The sequence below is a fragment of the Candidatus Pantoea carbekii genome, from assembly GCF_000971765.1.
Lineage (GTDB): Bacteria > Pseudomonadota > Gammaproteobacteria > Enterobacterales > Enterobacteriaceae > Pantoea_A > Pantoea_A carbekii.
The window spans coordinates 586,843-606,535 of sequence record NZ_CP010907.1; the positions used below are offsets into that span (position 1 = coordinate 586,843).

The 19,693-nt window shown below is 28.5% G+C and carries 11 protein-coding genes and 1 other RNA gene; 3 read left to right on the forward strand and 9 right to left on the reverse strand.

Annotated elements, in window-relative coordinates; translation table 11 throughout:
• Positions 1 to 232: 232 nt before the first annotated feature.
• From adk to dnaX, 4 genes are all read right to left on the reverse strand, one after another.
• Positions 233 to 883, reverse strand: coding sequence for an adenylate kinase (adk, locus tag BMSBPS_RS02075; protein WP_022564771.1), 651 nt, complete (start codon positions 881 to 883; stop codon positions 233 to 235).
• 414 nt (positions 884 to 1,297) lie between these two features.
• Positions 1,298 to 3,184 (reverse strand): molecular chaperone HtpG, encoded by a 1,887-nt coding sequence (gene htpG, locus BMSBPS_RS02080; protein ID WP_044170040.1) that lies wholly within the window; start codon positions 3,182 to 3,184, stop codon positions 1,298 to 1,300.
• A gap of 615 nt (positions 3,185 to 3,799) precedes the next feature.
• Positions 3,800 to 4,105: a YbaB/EbfC family nucleoid-associated protein gene (locus tag BMSBPS_RS02085; protein WP_022564773.1), complete on the reverse strand. Its 306-nt coding sequence runs from the start codon at positions 4,103 to 4,105 to the stop codon at positions 3,800 to 3,802.
• Positions 4,106 to 4,186: 81 nt separating this feature from the next.
• Positions 4,187 to 6,103, reverse strand: coding sequence for a DNA polymerase III subunit gamma/tau (gene dnaX, locus BMSBPS_RS02090; protein WP_044170127.1), 1,917 nt, complete (start codon positions 6,101 to 6,103; stop codon positions 4,187 to 4,189).
• Positions 6,104 to 7,625: 1,522 nt separating this feature from the next.
• Here dnaX and ffs point away from each other — a divergent pair.
• An RNA gene (ffs, locus tag BMSBPS_RS04535) (signal recognition particle sRNA small type) lies at positions 7,626 to 7,720 on the forward strand.
• A gap of 45 nt (positions 7,721 to 7,765) precedes the next feature.
• Here ffs and tomB read toward each other — a convergent pair.
• Entirely contained in the window at positions 7,766 to 8,107 is a 342-nt protein-coding gene (gene tomB, locus BMSBPS_RS02095) for an Hha toxicity modulator TomB (protein ID WP_022564775.1), read from the reverse strand.
• 1,186 nt (positions 8,108 to 9,293) lie between these two features.
• Between tomB and queC the strand changes: the two genes are divergently transcribed.
• The gene (queC, locus tag BMSBPS_RS02100; RefSeq protein WP_022564776.1) at positions 9,294 to 10,019 is read left to right on the forward strand and encodes a 7-cyano-7-deazaguanine synthase QueC; all 726 of its coding nucleotides are present in this window, start codon (positions 9,294 to 9,296) and stop codon (positions 10,017 to 10,019) included.
• 258 nt (positions 10,020 to 10,277) lie between these two features.
• On the opposite strand, the gene lon is transcribed toward queC, so the two are convergent.
• The 4 genes from lon to tig form a co-directional block, all read right to left on the reverse strand.
• Positions 10,278 to 12,614 carry an endopeptidase La gene (lon, locus tag BMSBPS_RS02105; RefSeq protein WP_022564777.1) on the reverse strand — a complete coding sequence of 779 codons (2,337 nt, stop codon included), beginning with the start codon at positions 12,612 to 12,614 and terminating at the stop codon, positions 10,278 to 10,280.
• A gap of 182 nt (positions 12,615 to 12,796) precedes the next feature.
• Positions 12,797 to 14,083: an ATP-dependent Clp protease ATP-binding subunit ClpX gene (clpX, locus tag BMSBPS_RS02110; RefSeq protein ID WP_022564778.1), complete on the reverse strand. Its 1,287-nt coding sequence runs from the start codon at positions 14,081 to 14,083 to the stop codon at positions 12,797 to 12,799.
• A 148-nt stretch (positions 14,084 to 14,231) separates the two neighbouring features.
• On the reverse strand, positions 14,232 to 14,855 hold the full coding sequence (clpP, locus tag BMSBPS_RS02115) for an ATP-dependent Clp endopeptidase proteolytic subunit ClpP (protein ID WP_022564779.1): 624 nt from the start codon (positions 14,853 to 14,855) through the stop codon (positions 14,232 to 14,234).
• A 321-nt stretch (positions 14,856 to 15,176) separates the two neighbouring features.
• Positions 15,177 to 16,508 (reverse strand): trigger factor, encoded by a 1,332-nt coding sequence (gene tig / locus BMSBPS_RS02120; protein ID WP_046201135.1) that lies wholly within the window; start codon positions 16,506 to 16,508, stop codon positions 15,177 to 15,179.
• Between the two features lie 2,295 nt (positions 16,509 to 18,803).
• Here tig and cyoA point away from each other — a divergent pair.
• Positions 18,804 to 19,661, forward strand: coding sequence for a ubiquinol oxidase subunit II (gene cyoA, locus BMSBPS_RS02125; protein WP_022564782.1), 858 nt, complete (start codon positions 18,804 to 18,806; stop codon positions 19,659 to 19,661).
• Positions 19,662 to 19,693 lie beyond the last annotated feature (32 nt).

Consider the following 19,693-nt stretch of genomic DNA (forward strand, 5'->3'; position numbering starts at 1 on the left):
AAAATTTGGCAATTGGTTTAAAGTGAAGGAAATTAAAATATAGAAAATAATTGACTTGCAATTATAGACATATAGTTAAGTTATATAGTAGGCAGAAAATATCACATTTTATATCGTCTAATTAGAGCTTAATTTGCTTCATTATGAAAATATATTAAATATTAATTACTTCTACTTGATTATTAAGAAACATCTTTATTAAGATTAATAGAAATTAAATTTATTCAAGCATTTATCTATTTGATAAAATCTTAATTAGCTGCTTACTCACATCAGCAACTTGAGCAGTAGCATCTATCTTGAAATATTTAATAAGTCCTTCTTTTGCTTTCTTATTATAATAATCAATTAAAGATGCAGTTAATTGATGATATTCCAATAAGCGCTTACGTATAATATCTTCTTGATCATCTCTGCGTGTAATAAGATTTTCTCCTGTCAGATCATCTTTACCTTCTATTTTTGGGGGATTATATTTAACGTGATAGATACGTCCAGATATCTCATGCACACGACGTCCCATGATGCGATCTACAATGCATTTGTCTGGCGCAAAAAATTCTAATACATAATCAATATTAATGTTTGCTTCTTTTATAGCATCGGCCTGCACGATAGTACGTGGAAAACCATCTAGTTGAAAACCATTTTTACAATCTTTTTCAAAAAGACGTTTTTTAACTAATGTAATTACTAAGTCATCTGTTACTAGGGTACCATTGTTAATAATAGCCTTTACGGTCTTCCCAAAATTACTAGATGTCTTTGCTACTGCACGCAACATTTCACCCGTTGAAATATGTGGAATACCATACTGTTTCATAAGGAATTGCGCCTGAGTACCTTTACCTGTACCTGGTGCCCCCAGCAAAATAATACGCATGATTTTTATTCCTCTTAGAACTAGCAACATTGATATGAATTAACATTCCAAATACTATAACCTTATATGTTATAAGCTTATTGTCAATAGCGATTATATTGAGAATAACATGCAGTTTATACTATTAAAAATACGAAAATGATAAGTATATATGTTTAGTAGTAAAAATTACTAGTTCAAAATAAGAAAAAATGTAATTTATGAAAGAGCTTAATATATTGACATTTTACTTTATCAGTATATTTTTTGTTGTGCATACAATAAACATCTAATCGAAAATATATGAAAATTATTATCCTAGTCTATTATTGTTTTAAAAAGTGAGTATTTCAAGTAAACTAAAAGAAAAAACCGGGCAGCTGTTGAAAAAGCGCCCGTACAGGCTTAGTAAATCATATTAAAAATCTTCCGGTTTTATTTGACGAGTGACTTGATTAATAATCCATTCATACGATGTATAAACTGGTTAGGATCTTCCAGTGTGCCTCGTTCAGCTAACAAAGCTTGATCAAATAACAATTCAATCCATTCAGAAAATAATTTTTCGTCTTCAATTTCAGTTACACGTTTTATCAGTAGATGCTGTGGATTAATTTCAAAAATATATTTAACTTCTGGCACATTTTGACCGGCCGCTGTAAAAAGCTTTGCCATTTGTGTACTCATTTCATTAGAATCTGTAGTTAAAATTGCCGGTGTGTCAGTTAATCGATTCGTTAAGCGTACTTCTTTAACACGATTATTTAATAGGTTTTTTAAACGCTCAATAAACGGACCGAATGCTTTTTCTGTTTCTTTCTGTTCTATTGTTTTTTCATCAGTTAATTTATTAAGTGATTCATCTTCTTTGCTAACTGATTGGAAGGTCTTACCATGAAAGTTGATAAGATAATTCATCATCCATTCGTCAATTCGATCGAAGCACAATAGCACTTCAATATTTTTTTTTCGAAAAAATTCCAAATGCGGGCTACTTTTTGCCGCAGCAAAACTATCAGCGGTAATATAATAAATTTTATCTTGATCCTTTTGCATACGATGAAGATAATCATCTAGAGAAACAGATTGTTTAGTATCTGCACTATAGGTAGTAGAAAAACGCAATAACTTAGCAAGTATCTGTTGATTTGCCTGATCTGTAGCTGGACCTTCTTTTAGAATTAACCCGAATTCTTTCCAGAATTGATCATATTTTTCTTGATCATCCTTTGCTAGTTTTTCCAACATTTGTAGACTACGTTTAGTTAATGATGTGCGCAAGTTCTGCGTAATGCGACTATCTTGTAAAATTTCGCGCGATACATTGAGAGGCAAATCATTAGAATCTACTAAACCTCGAACAAATCGCAGATAATTCGGCATAAATTGTTCAACATTATCCATAATAAAAACACGTTGAACGTACAATTTGAGCCCTTGTTTACTATCACGATTCCATGCATCAAATGGAGCTTTTGACGGAATATACAATAAACTTGTATATTCTTGCGTCCCTTCCACATGATTATGACTCCAAGTTATTGGATCACTAGAATCATGTGTAATGTATTTGTAAAATTCTTTATATTCTGTGTCGTTAATTTCGGCTTTATTGCGTTTCCACAGCGCTGTAGCTTTATTAATTTTTTCCCATTTAAAAAGGTTATTTTTTTCATCTTTAGTTTCGATTTCAATTGGTAAAGCAATATGATCAGAATATTTACTAATCACTTTACGTACATACCATTCATCGAGAAAATCATCTTCTCCTTCACGAAAGTAAAGTGTAATTTCCGTTCCACGATTAATTTTTTCAATATCTGCTAAAGTATACTCTCCTTCACCTGTTGATTCCCAATATACACCTTCATTAATTTTTGCACCAGCAGCACGAGTTAATAAAGTAACTTTATAGGCTACAATAAATGCTGAATAAAAACCAACTCCGAACTGACCAATCAAATGGTTATTTTTTAACTGCTCTCCACTCATTGATTTTAGAAAGGCTTTAGTGCCTGATTTTGCAATAGTACCAAGATTTTCAATTACTTCATTTCGATACATTCCAATTCCGTTGTCAGTCAGTGTTAGTGTACGTTTTTCTTTATTAATTGCAATACGTACATATAAATCACTATTACCTTCAAACAACTCAGGTTTTGACAGAGCACAAAAACGCAATTTATCAGCAGCATCAGCAGCATTAGAAACCAATTCTCTCAGGAAAATCTCTTTATTTGAATAAAGGGAATGGACCATCAGATGTAGAAGCTGTTTGACTTCTGACTGAAAACCACGCGTCTCTTCTCCTCTCATAGTTATTATTGCCTCACGAGAATGCGGTTGATCGGATATCGAAAGAACATGGGGATGAAGAAAAAAATTTCAAGCTTTTATGCCTAATAACACTTATTAGGTATAAAAATTTAATTTTCGTCTTTCATTTAATATTAGTGAGTACTAACTATGGCATTAAAACTATTTCAGTGATTTACTACATATAATTTATATCTGTACTACAAATTACCTATATATTACATTACTTACAATTCAATTTGACTATTATATAAAATTGATTTTTACAACATAAAATATACTAATATTTTTTTAAATCATTGATAATATTTAATTTTAAAATCATAATAGTATAAAATGTTATCAGCGATTAAGTAATTCAGATATAGATACATTTTGGCCATCTTATTCAAGAATTGCATATTTTACTATCTTTTATGAAATTAAAGTTAACCTCAATGCCATTTTTTTATATCATGATTATGTATATAATCTAGATGCTTAATGTATAATCAGTCAGTATAGACTATAGACTGCGCTAATATATTATATTGCATTAAGTTAGGATTAAAGTTCCATTTAACAATATTGTTTTTTGATATTATCAATGAACTTTCTTATGTCATTGACTTTTATAAAAAATTAAAATCCTGATATAGTTGCATATTTTAACATTTTTTCTTTCTGTATTTCTTCAATACGTCTTATAACGTCGTTAAATGCTGCTGCAATTAAATCCTCCAAGATTTCTTTATCTTCTTCTAAAAGACTAGGATCGATTTTAATACGTTTACAGCTATAAGTACCATTTAGAGTTACTTTAACTAATCCAGCACCGGACTCACCTGTTACCTCTATAGCGGAAATTTCTTTTTGAACCTTAGTCATTTTATCTTGTATCTGCTGCGTTTGCTTCATTAAATTACCTAATCCGTCTTTACTAAACATTGTTCTCTCCTAAAAAGAGCATTATCTATAGCAGGTTGGTATATTACTATAACTTATATACTAAAATAATTTGCCCTATAATCATAGCGGTCTAACACTGTTTTGATCTAGATCTGCATCAAAGAATTTTCGTAATGTTTGGATATGAGTATCATTTTCTATTGATTGACGCGCTATTGCTAATTTTTCTTCATAAAGCATGTGATACAATTCCATTGGTGTTAGTACTGTTAAATCATCATCTTGGATGATATTACATTCTAGGAATTGATTATCCGTTTTCTTTCTTAAAGCATTTTGTATTATCTGACATGTATTTTCAGTGTTTAAATATTGCTTATGACTTCGCAAATGTAATATTATCTTGTTTTCAGCAGTTTCTTTCCAAGCGTTTAGAAGCAGTTGCTGAATTAGTTTAGGTAAGTTTAGTTTCACTATCTCTGTTGCCCAGGGATCGCGTTGTTTTACTTCTTGCACTATATTTTTTGATAATTCAAATTTTTTCTCATCATCTGGTATAGTGAGCGAATAGTTTGGTATTACCTTAGTATCCTCTACACTACCTAATTGCTCGGAGTTAATTTGAATTTTTGTCTTGCTATCATTGATGATAGTTGAACAAGGGTTTTCCAATCTTTTTAAATCTATTGGTAAAATAGAATTTATTATTAGTTTGTCCTTTTTTTTGTTCGTCTGTTTTAACAATTGCGTCCTTGCTTCTAATAGCTCTTTCGTTGATTTAGGTAAATTATCTGTTAAATTGGATAATTTCGCATCATCTTTTTTTATTAATATTCGATTATCAGGTGAATCTACATATGATTTTTCTAAAATAATGCTTTTAGATTCATTAAGTTGCAATTCTAATTTACTAGTTAACTCTGAAGATAAAATAGGTTGAGCAATTTTTGGTTTTGGATGAAATGCTAATGCACGTAGTAACGTCATCTCTACACCTAGACGTCGAGTTGGTGCCAATGATAAATCTTTACGGCCCATTAAAATTGTTTGATAATAAAGTTGTACATCAGTAGTAGGCAAAAACCGTGCTAAAGTATGTAAACGATCTGTGTATTTAATATCATGATCTTCTAAATATCTTGGCAGAAATTGCACCATGGCAATACAGTGCAGTAAACGTAATATTTCTATCAATAATGTTTCCCACTCTACTCCTTTTAAAGCAGCTTGATCAAGTAAAAGCATCATTTGTTCACCTTGACCGTTTGCTAAAGCTTCAATTAATGCTAATGCTTGCTCATCATCTAATATGCCAAGCATTTGCAATACAGTAACATATAAAACACTTCCTTGTCCCATTACAATAGCTTGGTCAGTCAAACTTAATGCGTCACGCATACTACCATTAGAAGCACGTGCTAGTAAATATAACGCTTGATCGTCAAATTCAATTTTTTCCTGTCTTAATATGTATTTCAATTGAAGGTGAATTTGTTTAGTATTAAGTACATGAAGATGTAAATGCATACAACGTGAACGAACTGTAATTGGTAATTTATGTGAATCTGTAGTAACTAGTAACAATTTAACATGTGTCGGTGGTTCTTCAATAGTTTTTAATAATGCATTAAAACTTTGGCGAGATAACATATGTACTTCATCTATTAAGTACACTTTAAATCGTCCATACGTCGGTGTATACTGCATATTATCCAATAGATCTCGCGTATCTTCTACTTTAGTGCGGGATGCTGCATCAATCTCGATGAAATCTACAAAGCGTGCTTGCTCAAATTCACGACAGCTATTACATTGTGCGCATGGTGTAGCAGTAATACCTGTTTCACAATTAAAGCATTTTGCTAGTAAACGGGCGATTGAGGTTTTTCCTATACCGTGGGTACCAGAAAAAAGATATGCATGATGTAAACGTTTTAATGCTAAACTATTACATAATGTAGTGATGATATGTTGTTGCCCAATAACTTCAGAAAAGGTTTTAGGACGCCATTTTCGCGCTAATACTATATAATTAATATTCACTTTGATCCAATTAGTTTATTGATTTTGCTAAATTATGTTCATAAATTATCAGAGTACTATATTAAAAATAATAAAACAGTATTTGAATTTTATGTTAACTATTTTAAAATATTGACAATATATTTTGTTCTAGCAGGTAGATCTTTATAAACGATTTAATGTATTCAATATAGTTTGAAGTAACATGAGTGATGTCTATTTAAATTAATTAAATTTACTATATGATCATAAAATACATTGTAGTTTTCTATCTATTTTCAATTTTCATTACAACCACATTGTTTAAACTACCCATTATGATGGTTAGTAGATCATTGAATATCTGATATCCTAGTAAATTGAATAAATTTCTTAAGAAAATGAAATTGTTAAAAACTATTTTCATAACTATATATTTTATAAAAATTGTTCACAAAATATTAAATTTGTAATTATAGATGAAATATTCATTTTAAACTTAATATAAAATATTTACTAAAATGGAAACGATGTATTTTTATTGATACGATTGTTTTGCTATTTTGTCAAAACTTTGCTATAATTGTTGCTGTAAATAAAATTACTTAAACGAGTTTTTTAAAATTATGATAAGTTTGAATGATGTAAATTTATTTATATGAATGTTGACTGATTTTTTATTTAATAATGCTGAACTTACAAATTTTATATAAATAATTTATAAGTTGGATGTTATATAATTGCTACTTGAATTGTAGGATAGTTCTAGCCTGTTTTACCATACTAAAATTGCTGTTTTGTTAAATTATTTTACAATTGTAAGCTATAAGATAATCACGAGTATCATTCTCTTTATACTGATAACTAGTAAAATTAAATAAAGATTTATAATCAACACAGATAGATATTATTATAAAATAATATAAAAGTTGATTAATCAATGACTCAATCTACATTAGATAGTTAATACTATTATTAGGTATTTATATAAATTTTCTATTCTAAATAGAATAAACAACTTACATTCAATTTTATATCAATTTTCTAATTTACTAACTATAAAAACTTTATATGTAAGTATATATTTTAATATATAAAATTTATATAGAATTGACAAGATTTCTTTTTCTACAAAAGTTTTTCTCAATTTAAATTCAGATTGATTTAAATTAATTTACATGACAATTATTTTTATAAAAATTTTAAAGTGCGATGTACTCGAAATAGAGATAGTAAGATATTTTGCATAGTAACATTTATCACATATGTAAAAATTTATTAAATTTCAGTATATTAAGACGGTTCCTTGGCCAATTTAATAATGTAAATATTTTGATAGAATTTATTTCTAGATGATTTAATGTGATAAAAAAATGAAAAATATTCTTATAGATAAGATAGTTAACATTAGCACATTAAAAATATTTTTTACTTTATAGATTTTACCCTGGGCAAGTAATGATATTTTGAATTATTATTTTATTGATAGCTTGAAATTATTAGGTACGTATAGCACAATACGAACGTAAAATAATAACTATAGATCAATGGAGGTCTCTATTGGTTGTTCTGCAACGTGATCTTGTAAATTCGGTCAGGTCTGGAAAGAAGCAGCCGTAGCAAGTAAGCGTGTGCTGAAATTAGCTAAAAAGACCTCCTCTTTAAAAATGCAAAAAATTTCAAAAAAAAACAAACACATTATTTAACAAATGATATAAATAAATGTTTTGCTGATTTTTTCCAACTTTTAATATCTTGAGTATTAATTACATAATTGCTAAACAACATGAAGGTATCGTCAAGATATTCATCGGCTTGTATGACTAGCTTTTCATCTTCAAGATGCTTGATCTTATAATTCATTATGAAATAAGAAATATATTCAATTAATTCATTAATGCTTTTATTTTTTCTTGAAGCAGGATCATTAACCCATCCACTATAGATACCTTGTAAGTTTGCTATACATTCAGAAAATAAATGTTCGCATAAAAATTTGAGTTGCACTATGTCATGTCGCTTAGGTGAGTATTCATCCATTTGCTTGATCCGTTATTCAAACTTTTGTGTTGGCATTATAACATTTATGTACTAGTACATAAATGTTATAATGCAGCGAACTTTCTCGTATAACTTTTTTATTAGAATTATACAAATTGCACTAAAATATATTTATAAAGAGAAAATAAAATTATATATTTATGTAAAGATAATATCTCGTAATAATAAATAGATTGTTTTAATCTACCTCTACCATATGATATATTTTTGATAATACAAATTTTCTCTAAAAAAGAGATATGTAATTTAAAGGTAAAATCAATATTTTTACACAAAAGATTATCGAAATATCCTTATTAATATTTTATAATAATTATTTATATTCAATTTTTTTGTAATTTATACCCTAATTATGTTTAGCTAAGTTAAGTAGCATATTTATTGTTTCAATCTAATTAATTATTAAAGTTCTATATAAAATATAGTCGTATAGTTGTCATATAGCTGAATAACTGAAAAGAAATTACTATAGTAATCATTTAGGTAACTGACTGCATCTTAATATGAAGACTCAGTATACTACTAGTAATAATAAAATTATAATAGTATAAAAATCGTATACTAAATATTACAAGCATTATCAATTTCTAATATTTATAGTATACATACTATATTCTAGATAATCTCTACATAATAAATAAAATCAAAAATTAATAAATGTCTTTATTCTGATAACTATTCTATTAATTAATATAAAAATAAACTTAGAATGCAAACCTAGTAGAGGATTTTTGTGTACTTTTTTTAAAAAATATTTAAAATAAAAATTAAGTTTTTATTAAATAATTAATTATATTAAGAATCACTTAACATGATTAATTATTTAAAGAGGTAAAACAGCTTATATTATAACTGTGTCAATGAAAGTAAAAAATTTTGATTACCGTAATACTATATATGGATTATGCAATCTATAACATTCCTTATCTGACTTTAGAATTTTTTTATTATTAAATAAACTTCTATTAACTTTCTGGCTACTCTAGATCTACCATTATAGTAAAATCATAACATGATAATACCAAATAACTATTTAGATTTTAAAAAGATCTATTCTACAAGCCAAATAAATCCGTAATTTAAATTTTAAAATAATAATCGTAATTATTAATTTCAATACTATAAAATAGTATACTAATTTTAAATATTAAAATATAGGTGATAGATGATCAATATAAGAAAAAAAACAAAACAAGCTGTTGTATTATTTAGTGGAGGACAAGATTCTACTACCTGTTTAATCCAGGCGTGTCAGTTTTATAATAAAGTATATTGTATTACTTTTGATTATAATCAACGACATCGACAAGAGATTAAAGTAGCCATGAGATTAGCAAAACATTTGGGCATACAAGAACATAAAATATTAGATATAACTATACTTAATGAATTAACCATTAGTAGTTTAACTCGTTTTAATATCCCTATACCAAATTATAAATTCAATACTACCTGTCTTCCGAGTACATTTGTTCCAGGACGAAATATTTTATTTTTAACTATATCGGCAATTTATGCCTATACAATAGGAGCAGAAAGCGTGATTGCAGGCATATCCGAAAACGATTTTTTAAATTATCCGGACTGTCGTAAGGAATTTATAAATCTTTTTGGCAATGCTATAAATTTAGGCATGGAACGTAATATCAATTTTGAAATGCCTCTTATGTCATTGAATAAAGCAGAAACTTGGGCATTAGCTGATTATTTTCAACAATTACAATTAATAAGATTGGAAACTTTAACTTGTTATAACGGTATAAAAGGTGATGGTTGTGGTAACTGTTCTGCTTGTTATGCGCGTGCATCTGGTTTAGCTGATTATGAGGCTAATCGCTCTAATATAATGAAAGAAATGAAAAAAAAGTGTTTTTTAAAAAATGTATTATGAAAACAATACATTTAACAAGCTATTTCATTAAATCAAATTATAATTCACTTAAATTTAAAACTAGCAAAAATTTTTCTTTAATCTTAAACAAATATGTCTATCTGTAAATCAAACTCACTAATTCAATTAAATTCATTTGTTTTTTGAATTCTGCTTTATTCAAAAAGCTACTACTCCACATACAGACACCCTGCAGCTAACCAAAAATAAAGGAGAGCTGTCAAGAAATGTCATAAATTCTTATGTTTAAAATATTAATTAATGTATCCAAGACAAAGTCTCTATTGAAAAACTAAGTACCTCTTCAATGCATTTTACTGGGTATATTTCAAGATTGGCAACGACATTCTTCGGAATTTCTTCTAAATCTCGCTTATTGTCAATAGGAATTAATACTTTTTTAATTCCTCCGCGATGTGCAGCTAATAATTTTTCTTTGAGACCACCGATAGGCAAAATTTGACCACACAATGTAATTTCTCCTGTCATGGCTATATCAGAACGCACTGGACTGCAAGTTAAACAAGAGACAAGCGCAGTACACATAGCAATGCCAGCACTAGGGCCATCTTTTGGAGTTGCACCTTCTGGTACATGTACATGAATATCACGATTTTCATAAAAATCTACTTTAATGCCTAACTTTTCTGCACGTGCACGCACCACTGTGACGGCTGCTTGTATAGATTCCTGCATCACTTCACCTAAACAACCTGTATAAGTTAACTTCCCTTTTCCTGGTAAACAAGCAGCTTCAATAGTTAACAAATCACCTCCTACTTCCGTCCAGGCTAGACCAGTTACTTGACCTACTCGGTTATCACTATTTGCACGACCATAATCAAAACGTTGCACTCCAAGAAAATTTTTGAGATTTTCAGAATCAATACTAATATTTGTTTTTGTTTTATCCATTAATAATGCTTTAACTGATTTTCGACATAACTTTGAAAGTTCACGTTCTAAACTACGTACACCAGCTTCGCGAGTATAATAACGAATTATACTAATAATAGCACTATCATCAATATTTATCTCATGTGCTTTTAGGGCATTACGTTGAATTTGTTTTGGCAGAAGATGTTGTTTAGCGATATTCATTTTTTCATTTTCTGTATAACCTGAAATACGAATAACTTCCATACGATCTAATAACGGTAAAGGTATATTCATAGAATTGGATGTCGCTACAAACATTACATCAGATAGATCATAATCAACTTCTAAATAGTGATCGTTAAATGCAACGTTTTGTTCAGGATCTAAAACTTCTAGTAAAGCTGAAGCTGGATCACCTCGCATATCGGAAGACATTTTATCAATCTCATCTAATAAAAATAATGGATTTTTTACTGCGACCTTTGCCATTTTCTGTATTAATTTTCCCGGCATTGAACCGATATAAGTACGTCTGTGACCACGAATTTCTGCTTCATCACGCATACCACCTAACGCCATACGTACGTATTTACGTCCAGTTGCTTTAGCAATGGATTGTCCAAGAGAAGTTTTACCTACCCCTGGAGGTCCAACAAGACAAAGAATAGGACCTCTAATTTTACTTATACGATTTTGTACGGCAAGATACTCGAGTATACGATCTTTGACGCTTTCAAGACCATAATGGTCAGTATCAAGTCTGTATTGCGCTTTGCATAAATCTTTTTTTAATTTACTGCGTGAAGACCATGGCACCTGAAGCATCCAGTCAATATAACTTCTTACTACAGTAGCTTCTGCTGACATAGGCGGCATCATTTTTAATTTTTGTAATTCAGATTCTGTTTTTTCATGTGCTTCAACTGACATTTTTGCCATATCAATTTTTCGTTTGAGAGCTTCATATTCGTCTGGAGTTTCATCCATTTCTCCTAACTCTCTTTGAATAGCCTTCATTTGTTCATTGAGATAATATTCTCGTTGGCTTTTCTCCATTTGTTTTTTTACACGGTTACGAATCCGCTTTTCAACTTGAAGCAGATCAATTTCTGATTCCATCATTGCCATAAGATATTCTAAACGCTCATTAACATCAGCCATTTCCATGACTGATTGTTTATCTGCTAACTTTAATGGCATATGTGCAGCTACAGTATCTGCTAAGCGAGCAGCATCATCGATGCTATTTAAAGATGTTAATACCTCAGGTGGTATTTTTTTATTTAGTTTAATATAACCTTCAAATTGATTAATAGCAGTGCGTACTAATACTTCTTGTTCACGTTCTTCAATTTCATTTGTAATCAAGTATTCAGCTTGGGCAATAAAATGATCACCATTATCTACTAAAGTTTTTATACGTGCACGCTGTAATCCTTCTACTAAGACTTTCACTGTACCATCAGGTAGCTTTAACATTTGTAAAACCGATGCTACTGTTCCTACAGAAAAGAGATCATTTATACTAGGATCATCCTTTGCAGCTTCTCTTTGTGCCACTAGGAAAATCTTTTTATCATGTTCCATCGCAATTTCAAGGCATCGAATCGATTTTTCTCGACCAACAAACAATGGAATAACCATATGTGGATACACCACCACATCACGCAGTGGTAATACAGGAATTTCAATACATTCAGAATGCTCAAGATTCATAGAGCTCTCTCTTTATTTCTAATATCGCCAGAAATCATGGGAACCACGTAAAAATAAAAAAAACAAACCATTGAAGATGCATAATGCCAATTATATAGGGATATTTATATGACATTCAATTCGCTTACATTAGACAAAAATAACGAAAGCACTTTGTTATTTTTTTAATATACAAATATAATTTATTGATTTATTTGTTCATTAGAAACTAACACTTCATTTGTGCTATAAACTAACATAGGTCCAGATTTACCACTAATAACAGTCTCATCAATCACTACTGTGTCAACACCTTCTATAGAAGGAAGATCATACATTATTTCTAATAAAATAGCTTCAACGATAGATCGCAGGCCACGTGCACCTGTTTTACGCAGGTTAGCTTTTCTAGCAATCATTTTCAATGCTTCATCACGAAACTCTAATTTTACGCCTTCTAAATTAAATAATACTTGATATTGTTTGATTAGTGAATTTTTTGGTTGAGATAAAATTTGAATCAACGATTCTTCATTGAGTTCGCTTAAAGTAGTCACTACTGGTAAACGACCTATAAATTCTGGGATCAAACCAAATTTAATTAAATCTTCCGGTTCAACCAATGAAAGTAATTTGCCTTGGCTTGATTTTTGTGCTTGTTTTATTACAGTTGCACTAAAACCGATTCCAGATCCTGTTTCGACGCGTTGAGAAATTATTTTATCTAAACCATCAAAAGCTCCTCCACAAATGAATAAAATTTTAGAAGTATCAACCTGTAAAAATTCTTGTTGTGGATGTTTACGTCCGCCCTGTGGAGGAACAGCAGCTACGGTGCCTTCAATAAGTTTTAAAAGTGCTTGTTGAACACCCTCTCCTGAAACATCACGCGTAATTGATGGATTATCTGATTTTCTAGAGATTTTATCTATTTCATCTATATAAATAATTCCATGCTGTGCTTTCTTTACATCATAATCGCATTTTTGGAGTAGTTTTTGAAGAATACTTTCAACATCTTCGCCCACGTAACCAGCCTCTGTTAGAGTTGTCGCATCAGCAATAGTAAACGGTACACCCAAAAGACGTGCTAATGTTTCTGCAAGAAGGGTCTTACCACTACCAGTGGGCCCAATAAGCAGGATATTACTTTTTCCTAATTCAACATCACTACTGCTTTTATCTGCGTTACATAGGCGTTTATAGTGATTATAAACTGCTACCGCCAGTACTTTTTTCGCGTTTTCTTGACCAATAATATACTCATCAAGATGACGGCGAATTTGATGTGGAGTGCGTAAAAGGCTGCGCTGACGATCTGACACAGTGTCCTTAATCTCTTGGCTAATAATGTCATTACATAAATCAACACACTCGGCGCAAATATATACCGACGGACCTGCAATAAGCTTATGAACTTCATGTTGATTCTTTCCGCAAAAAGAACAACATAATAATATCTCGGTATCGACTTTGCACTTATCTGTCATCAGCTAACCTCTTTTATTCCTCAAATCGAATGTAGGTATTATTTATTGTAACGAAGATCTAATAAATAAGAATCATTGTTTACTAATAATATAATTGATCTAGGATAATTTATTTGACTAATGATTTGTTAAAAAATCTAGATATTTTTTATTGACGCTGCACTAAAATAGAGTCAACCAACCCATAATCTACGGCTTCTTTAGCTGAAAGAAAACGATCACGTTCAGTATCATGTTCAACCTGCTCCAAAGATTTGCCAGTATGCTCAGCAAGTAACTCGTTCATACGCTGCTTTACTTTTAGAATTTCTCGTGCATGAATTTCAATATCAGTTGCTTGGCCATGGTAGCCACCTAATGGTTGATGAATCATTACACGTGAATTAGGCAAACAAAAACGTTTACCTTGTGTACCTGAAGCTAGCAGAAATGCACTCATTGAACAAGCTTGCCCCATACAAATTGTACTAACATCTGGTTTAATAAATTTCATAGTGTCATAAATAGACATACCAGAGGTAATAACACCACCTGGTGAATTAATATATATATATATATCTTTTTCAGGATTTTCAGCTTCTAAAAATAATATTTGTGCAACAATTAAGTTTGCCATATAATCTTCGATTTGACCAGTTAAGAAAATCACTCTTTCTTTCAGCAAACGTGAATAAATGTCGTAAGAACGTTCACCCCGTGAAGTTTGCTCTACTACCATCGGTATCAGTGCCATATACGGTGTAGTAAAATCACGATCGCCGACATGTGCCATTATACGCTCCTCATCATGCTTAATTAATAATTTTTTAAAGATTATAAGAAATTAATTTTAAATATAATTATTTTTATTGACTCTTTTTACACTTAAAGTATACCAATAAAATAATTTAATTATTTCAATAGATTTTATATTTTAATATCTTATTTCACTTAAAATACATTCTGTAATAGCATGATATATAAACCGAAAATAATTTTCACTAAAAATTTTTCTGTACACTATAATTATGAATAATTATGCAATATAAATAATCTTTAATTAAGAGAATACAATAATAATCTCAAAAATTATTAATATCCTAAAATAAAAATATTAAGCGAATGAAACAAACTGATTCTCATAAGTATGGTGATAAATTAATTCATTAAATTTAAAAGGTTTTTCTGTAATTTTAGCTTTTGTGATTACAGCTTCGATTGCTAACTCTTCTAAAACTATATTACGAATATTATTCATTAGCTCCTTTTTTTTAAAGTATAAAGCAATTACTTGATTTGGGTTTTCATATGCTGAAGCTATTTCTATTATTAATGCTCTTACACGATTTTCATCAACCTTTAAGTTATGAGTACGAATAATTTCTTGCAACAATAAAGCTACACTAACGCGATACTTTGCTTGATTTGCAATTAGTTCATCGGATGATGTATTAAATAATTGTTTTTTTTTATTATCAGAATATTCTGTTGATTGTTGATTATATATTATATTAATTTCTTTTTTAACCAGTGCTGTTGGAACATCAATACTATGATTATCTATTAACGCTTTCATTACCTGCGACTTTAATCGAGCATATATAGCTCTTTTCAATTCACGCTCCATGTTTTTTCGTATTTCAGCACGCAATTCAATTATAGAACCATTCTTTATTCCAATATGCTTAACAAATTCTTCATTTAATTTTGGTAAAGTATACGTTTCAACTTTTTTTAGAAAAATGTTAAAGGTAGCATTCTTATTTTGTAAATTTTTCACATGGTAATTAAATGGAAATTTAACATCGATAGTAAATTTTTCACCTGGTTTGTGATTAATGATATTTTCTGCAAGTCCTGGTATCATACAACCTTGCTCTATTACCAAAACAAAATTATTAGCTTGACTACCTTCAAATTTTGATCCTTCTGCTAACCCATTGAAATCGATAGTTACACGATCTCTGATAGATGCAACATTATTCGTTTCACTCCAAATTGCTTTTTGTTTCTGTAAGATATTTAAGACAATATCAATATCCATATCAGTTATTTCAACAACTGGTTTTTCTAATTCGATAGAATCTAAACATTTTAATGTAATTTCTGGATATACTTCAAATTCAACTGTATAAGTAAAATCTGTGCCTTTTTGATATTTACTAGGTATATAATTCGGAGGGCCTGCTAAATTAATTTTTTCTTTAATAATGGTATCAGTGAATATACGTTCCATAAGATCATTTAAAGTGTTTTGATGAACTACAGTGCCGCATCTCTGTGCAATGATGTCTATTGGTGCTTTCCCTTTGCGAAAACCATCAACATGAACTTTTTTTGCTGCTTTGACTAGTTCTTTTTTTACTGCTTTTTCAATATGGTCTGCTGTTACAGTAACTGTAATCCTACGCCCTAATCCTTGAGTAGTTTCTATTAACACTGTCATTTCATTACCTCAAACATGTGTATACGGTTTACTGTAGAGATATTTATTAACCTGATACATGCAATCTAAAGAATCGATATAAAATTCTGTAATTAAAAAAATTGAATTTGTATTTAAAAATTCGAGTTCATTGTCTTAATTAGAGAAAATTTTCAGTATATATACTAAGATTATAAGAATATAGCTAGAATTGAGGGTATAAACTTATTAGTGTGTTATTGATACCATTTTTTTAAATTTAATTTAATTTTAATAAAGCAATTTATAAAAATATCATTAATACAATTGATTTTTAAAGATAATCTTTAAGAAGAACATTGAATTATATTACTTTGTAATAATTTGACTATCATTTGCATAATAAAAAAGTGAATTTTATTCAAAAATCATTTAGAAATTTACAAAAAAATCATAATTCTCAATTATTTAAAAATTATTCTAAATAAACCTAGATAAATAAATTCAAAACGATCAAATAGATAATTGTATAATTGAGTATTATAGCCAAAGCCCTTTTACGACTCTTTAATTTAGCACAGATGAATTTTTAAATATTCAAACATACTTTATTAAATGGCGACATAAATTTTTTTAATTAATTTAGGAAATGTTTTAGTTTTCTTTTAACTAGCAATTGCTAGCATAGATGAAATGTTTTAAAAAATCCAGTATATGCATGTAAAATGCAAAATATTTATATTTACATACAATGATATTTTTTCTGTGAATTTTTCATTATAGTTCTATATCATACATAGTATATGTATATATTAAATTCTACAATTTATTCAATTTAATCAAATTCTCAATATTAAGGATATTATTGTTTAATATGAGTAGTTTTAACTAAATATTCTAGAATAACTTATAGAATATAGATAAAGTTTAATAGTTAGTGAACCAAATATTCCTTAACAATCTATAGTATGCTATAAAATTTTTTAAAAAATCATCTCTTTTACGTAATGCATTATTTTAAATGTACAAACTTAAAAAGTGTTTCATAATTTTGAGAACATACGCAGTATAAATAATATGTGTTGCAACATGACTAAAATTGTCTTTTATTATTATTTATATAAATTTAGAAATAAAATTAAATAAATGAACTTCATATTAAAATTCTTAAAATTTTGAAGATATTTCTTTAGAACGAAATGCTCAAGATTACAAAAACAATTTATTAAATGGTGAAGCTACATTATCGTGAAATAGCATAGAATAATTTTTTACATAATTTCATTAAAGAATAACGATGAATTAAGTGATAAAAATAAATACTTCAAGATGAATACTGTAAAATAACAAAAATTATTTATATGATACGAAAATATAGTACTTAAATATATTAAGTAATACGTTGTTAAAATTTCTTAATTTAATTTACCCTACAAATTTTTATTATTTACAGAAATAGTAAAATACTAAATATGCTTAATAAGCATAGCAAAGTTATTTAAAAAACTACAATTGTAATATGATTATTTATTTGAGTTTATTATTTTGATTTTCCAGTATATATTTAAGCATAATTTATTATCAAGCTGAGTGTAGTTCTAAGAGTAATTTTCTAGGAAAGACAGTTTATAGTATCAACATTTTTTTATGTAACACATAAAAATAAATTTATTGAATATAAATTTATTTTTATGAACATATAAAAATAAAAGTAAGTATTTCAATTGATGTTTTCTATAATAAATTCTTGAAACTAGATTGCACATTTGTTACCATGAGCAATTGAAATTCATAATGAATAATATTTGGATTATATTTAAATAGATTTAATATAACATTTGACATTATTTATATAATGATATTATAAGATGATAACAAAATTTTTGTATAAAAACATAAATTTTATAGATTATATAGTAATAATTAAATAATAATTTTTCCACTAAACCTATCATAAAAAATATTTTTTAATTATAAATTATCTTTACTTCATATAAACTAAATATAAAATATATGTATTGATTTTGAAAAAAATAAATGTAGAAAAACATTTCAGATTTTACGAAATACGAATACTCATAAATTTTAATTTATCATGTATTAAATAAATATTTCTTTGTTTTAATAAACATATGTTATGTATATTAAATGCAAAATAGCATTACCTAGCAACTCTTCAACATAATACAAATAATATATTTATATAATATTAACAGCACGTTATATTGAAAAAGTGTTCTCTATAGTTCTAAACAGATTTATAATATGCAAACTTTTCTGTAAAAGGTGCCCTCACTTAAAACGACAATAGTCTCTTTTAATTACTGAGGTTATTAAATGAAAGTTATTAAACATATAAAATATTTATCGTCTTTTTCAATAATTACAGTAAATACTATATTATTAAGTGGCTGTGATAGTGCTCTGCTAAATCCAAAGGGGCAGATTGCAATTGAACAACGTTCATTGATTTTAACAGCTTTTGGTTTAATGCTGATTGTAGTCATTCCTGCAATATTGATGGCTATTTTATTTTCTTGGAAATACCGTGCAAGTAATCCAAACGCAAAGTATAGTCCTAATTGGTCACATTCAAATAAAATAGAAGCTATTGTCTGGATTATTCCTATTCTAATTATCTTATTTTTAGGCATTATGACTTGGAAATCCACACATATATTAGAACCTAGTAAATCACTAGTACATGAAGTTAATCCAGTTGATATTGATGTGGTAGCCTTAGATTGGAAATGGTTATTTATTTATCCTAAATTCCGTATTGCAACCATTAACCAAATAGCTTTCCCAACAAATACTCCAGTAAACTTTAATATTACATCAAATTCTGTCATGAATTCCTTTTTTATCCCTACATTAGGCAGTCAAATTTATGCTATGGCAGGCATGCAAACTAAATTGCATCTTATTGCTAATAAACCTGGGATTTTTAATGGTTTTTCTTCAAATTTTAGTGGTCGTGGTTTCTCTGGTATGAAATTCAAAGCAATTGCAACCAAAAATAAGATTGATTTTCAAAAATGGATTTCCAAAGTTAGAGAATCTGCTCATAGGCTCATGAATATGAATGATTTTGAAAAACTTGCATTGCCAAGTGAAAATCATCCAGTAGAATATTTCTCTATAGCAAACCCTGATCTTTTCAAACAAATTATTAAAAAATTTATAATGCAATAAAACATTATATAGACCTTCAATTAGTGTATGGA

Bases quoted from the DNA above. Each gene is read 5' to 3' on its own strand.
- adk (WP_022564771.1), bottom strand. From the start codon at position 883: ATGCGTATTATTTTGCTGGGGGCACCAGGTACAGGTAAAGGTACTCAG.
- BMSBPS_RS02085 (WP_022564773.1), bottom strand. From the start codon at position 4,105: ATGTTTAGTAAAGACGGATTAGGTAATTTAATGAAGCAAACGCAGCAG.
- tomB (WP_022564775.1), bottom strand. From the start codon at position 8,107: ATGGATGAATACTCACCTAAGCGACATGACATAGTGCAACTCAAATTT.
- queC (WP_022564776.1), top strand. From the start codon at position 9,294: ATGATCAATATAAGAAAAAAAACAAAACAAGCTGTTGTATTATTTAGT.
- lon (WP_022564777.1), bottom strand. From the start codon at position 12,614: ATGAATCTTGAGCATTCTGAATGTATTGAAATTCCTGTATTACCACTG.
- clpX (WP_022564778.1), bottom strand. From the start codon at position 14,083: ATGACAGATAAGTGCAAAGTCGATACCGAGATATTATTATGTTGTTCT.
- clpP (WP_022564779.1), bottom strand. From the start codon at position 14,855: ATGGCACATGTCGGCGATCGTGATTTTACTACACCGTATATGGCACTG.
- tig (WP_046201135.1), bottom strand. From the start codon at position 16,508: ATGACAGTGTTAATAGAAACTACTCAAGGATTAGGGCGTAGGATTACA.
- cyoA (WP_022564782.1), top strand. From the start codon at position 18,804: ATGAAAGTTATTAAACATATAAAATATTTATCGTCTTTTTCAATAATT.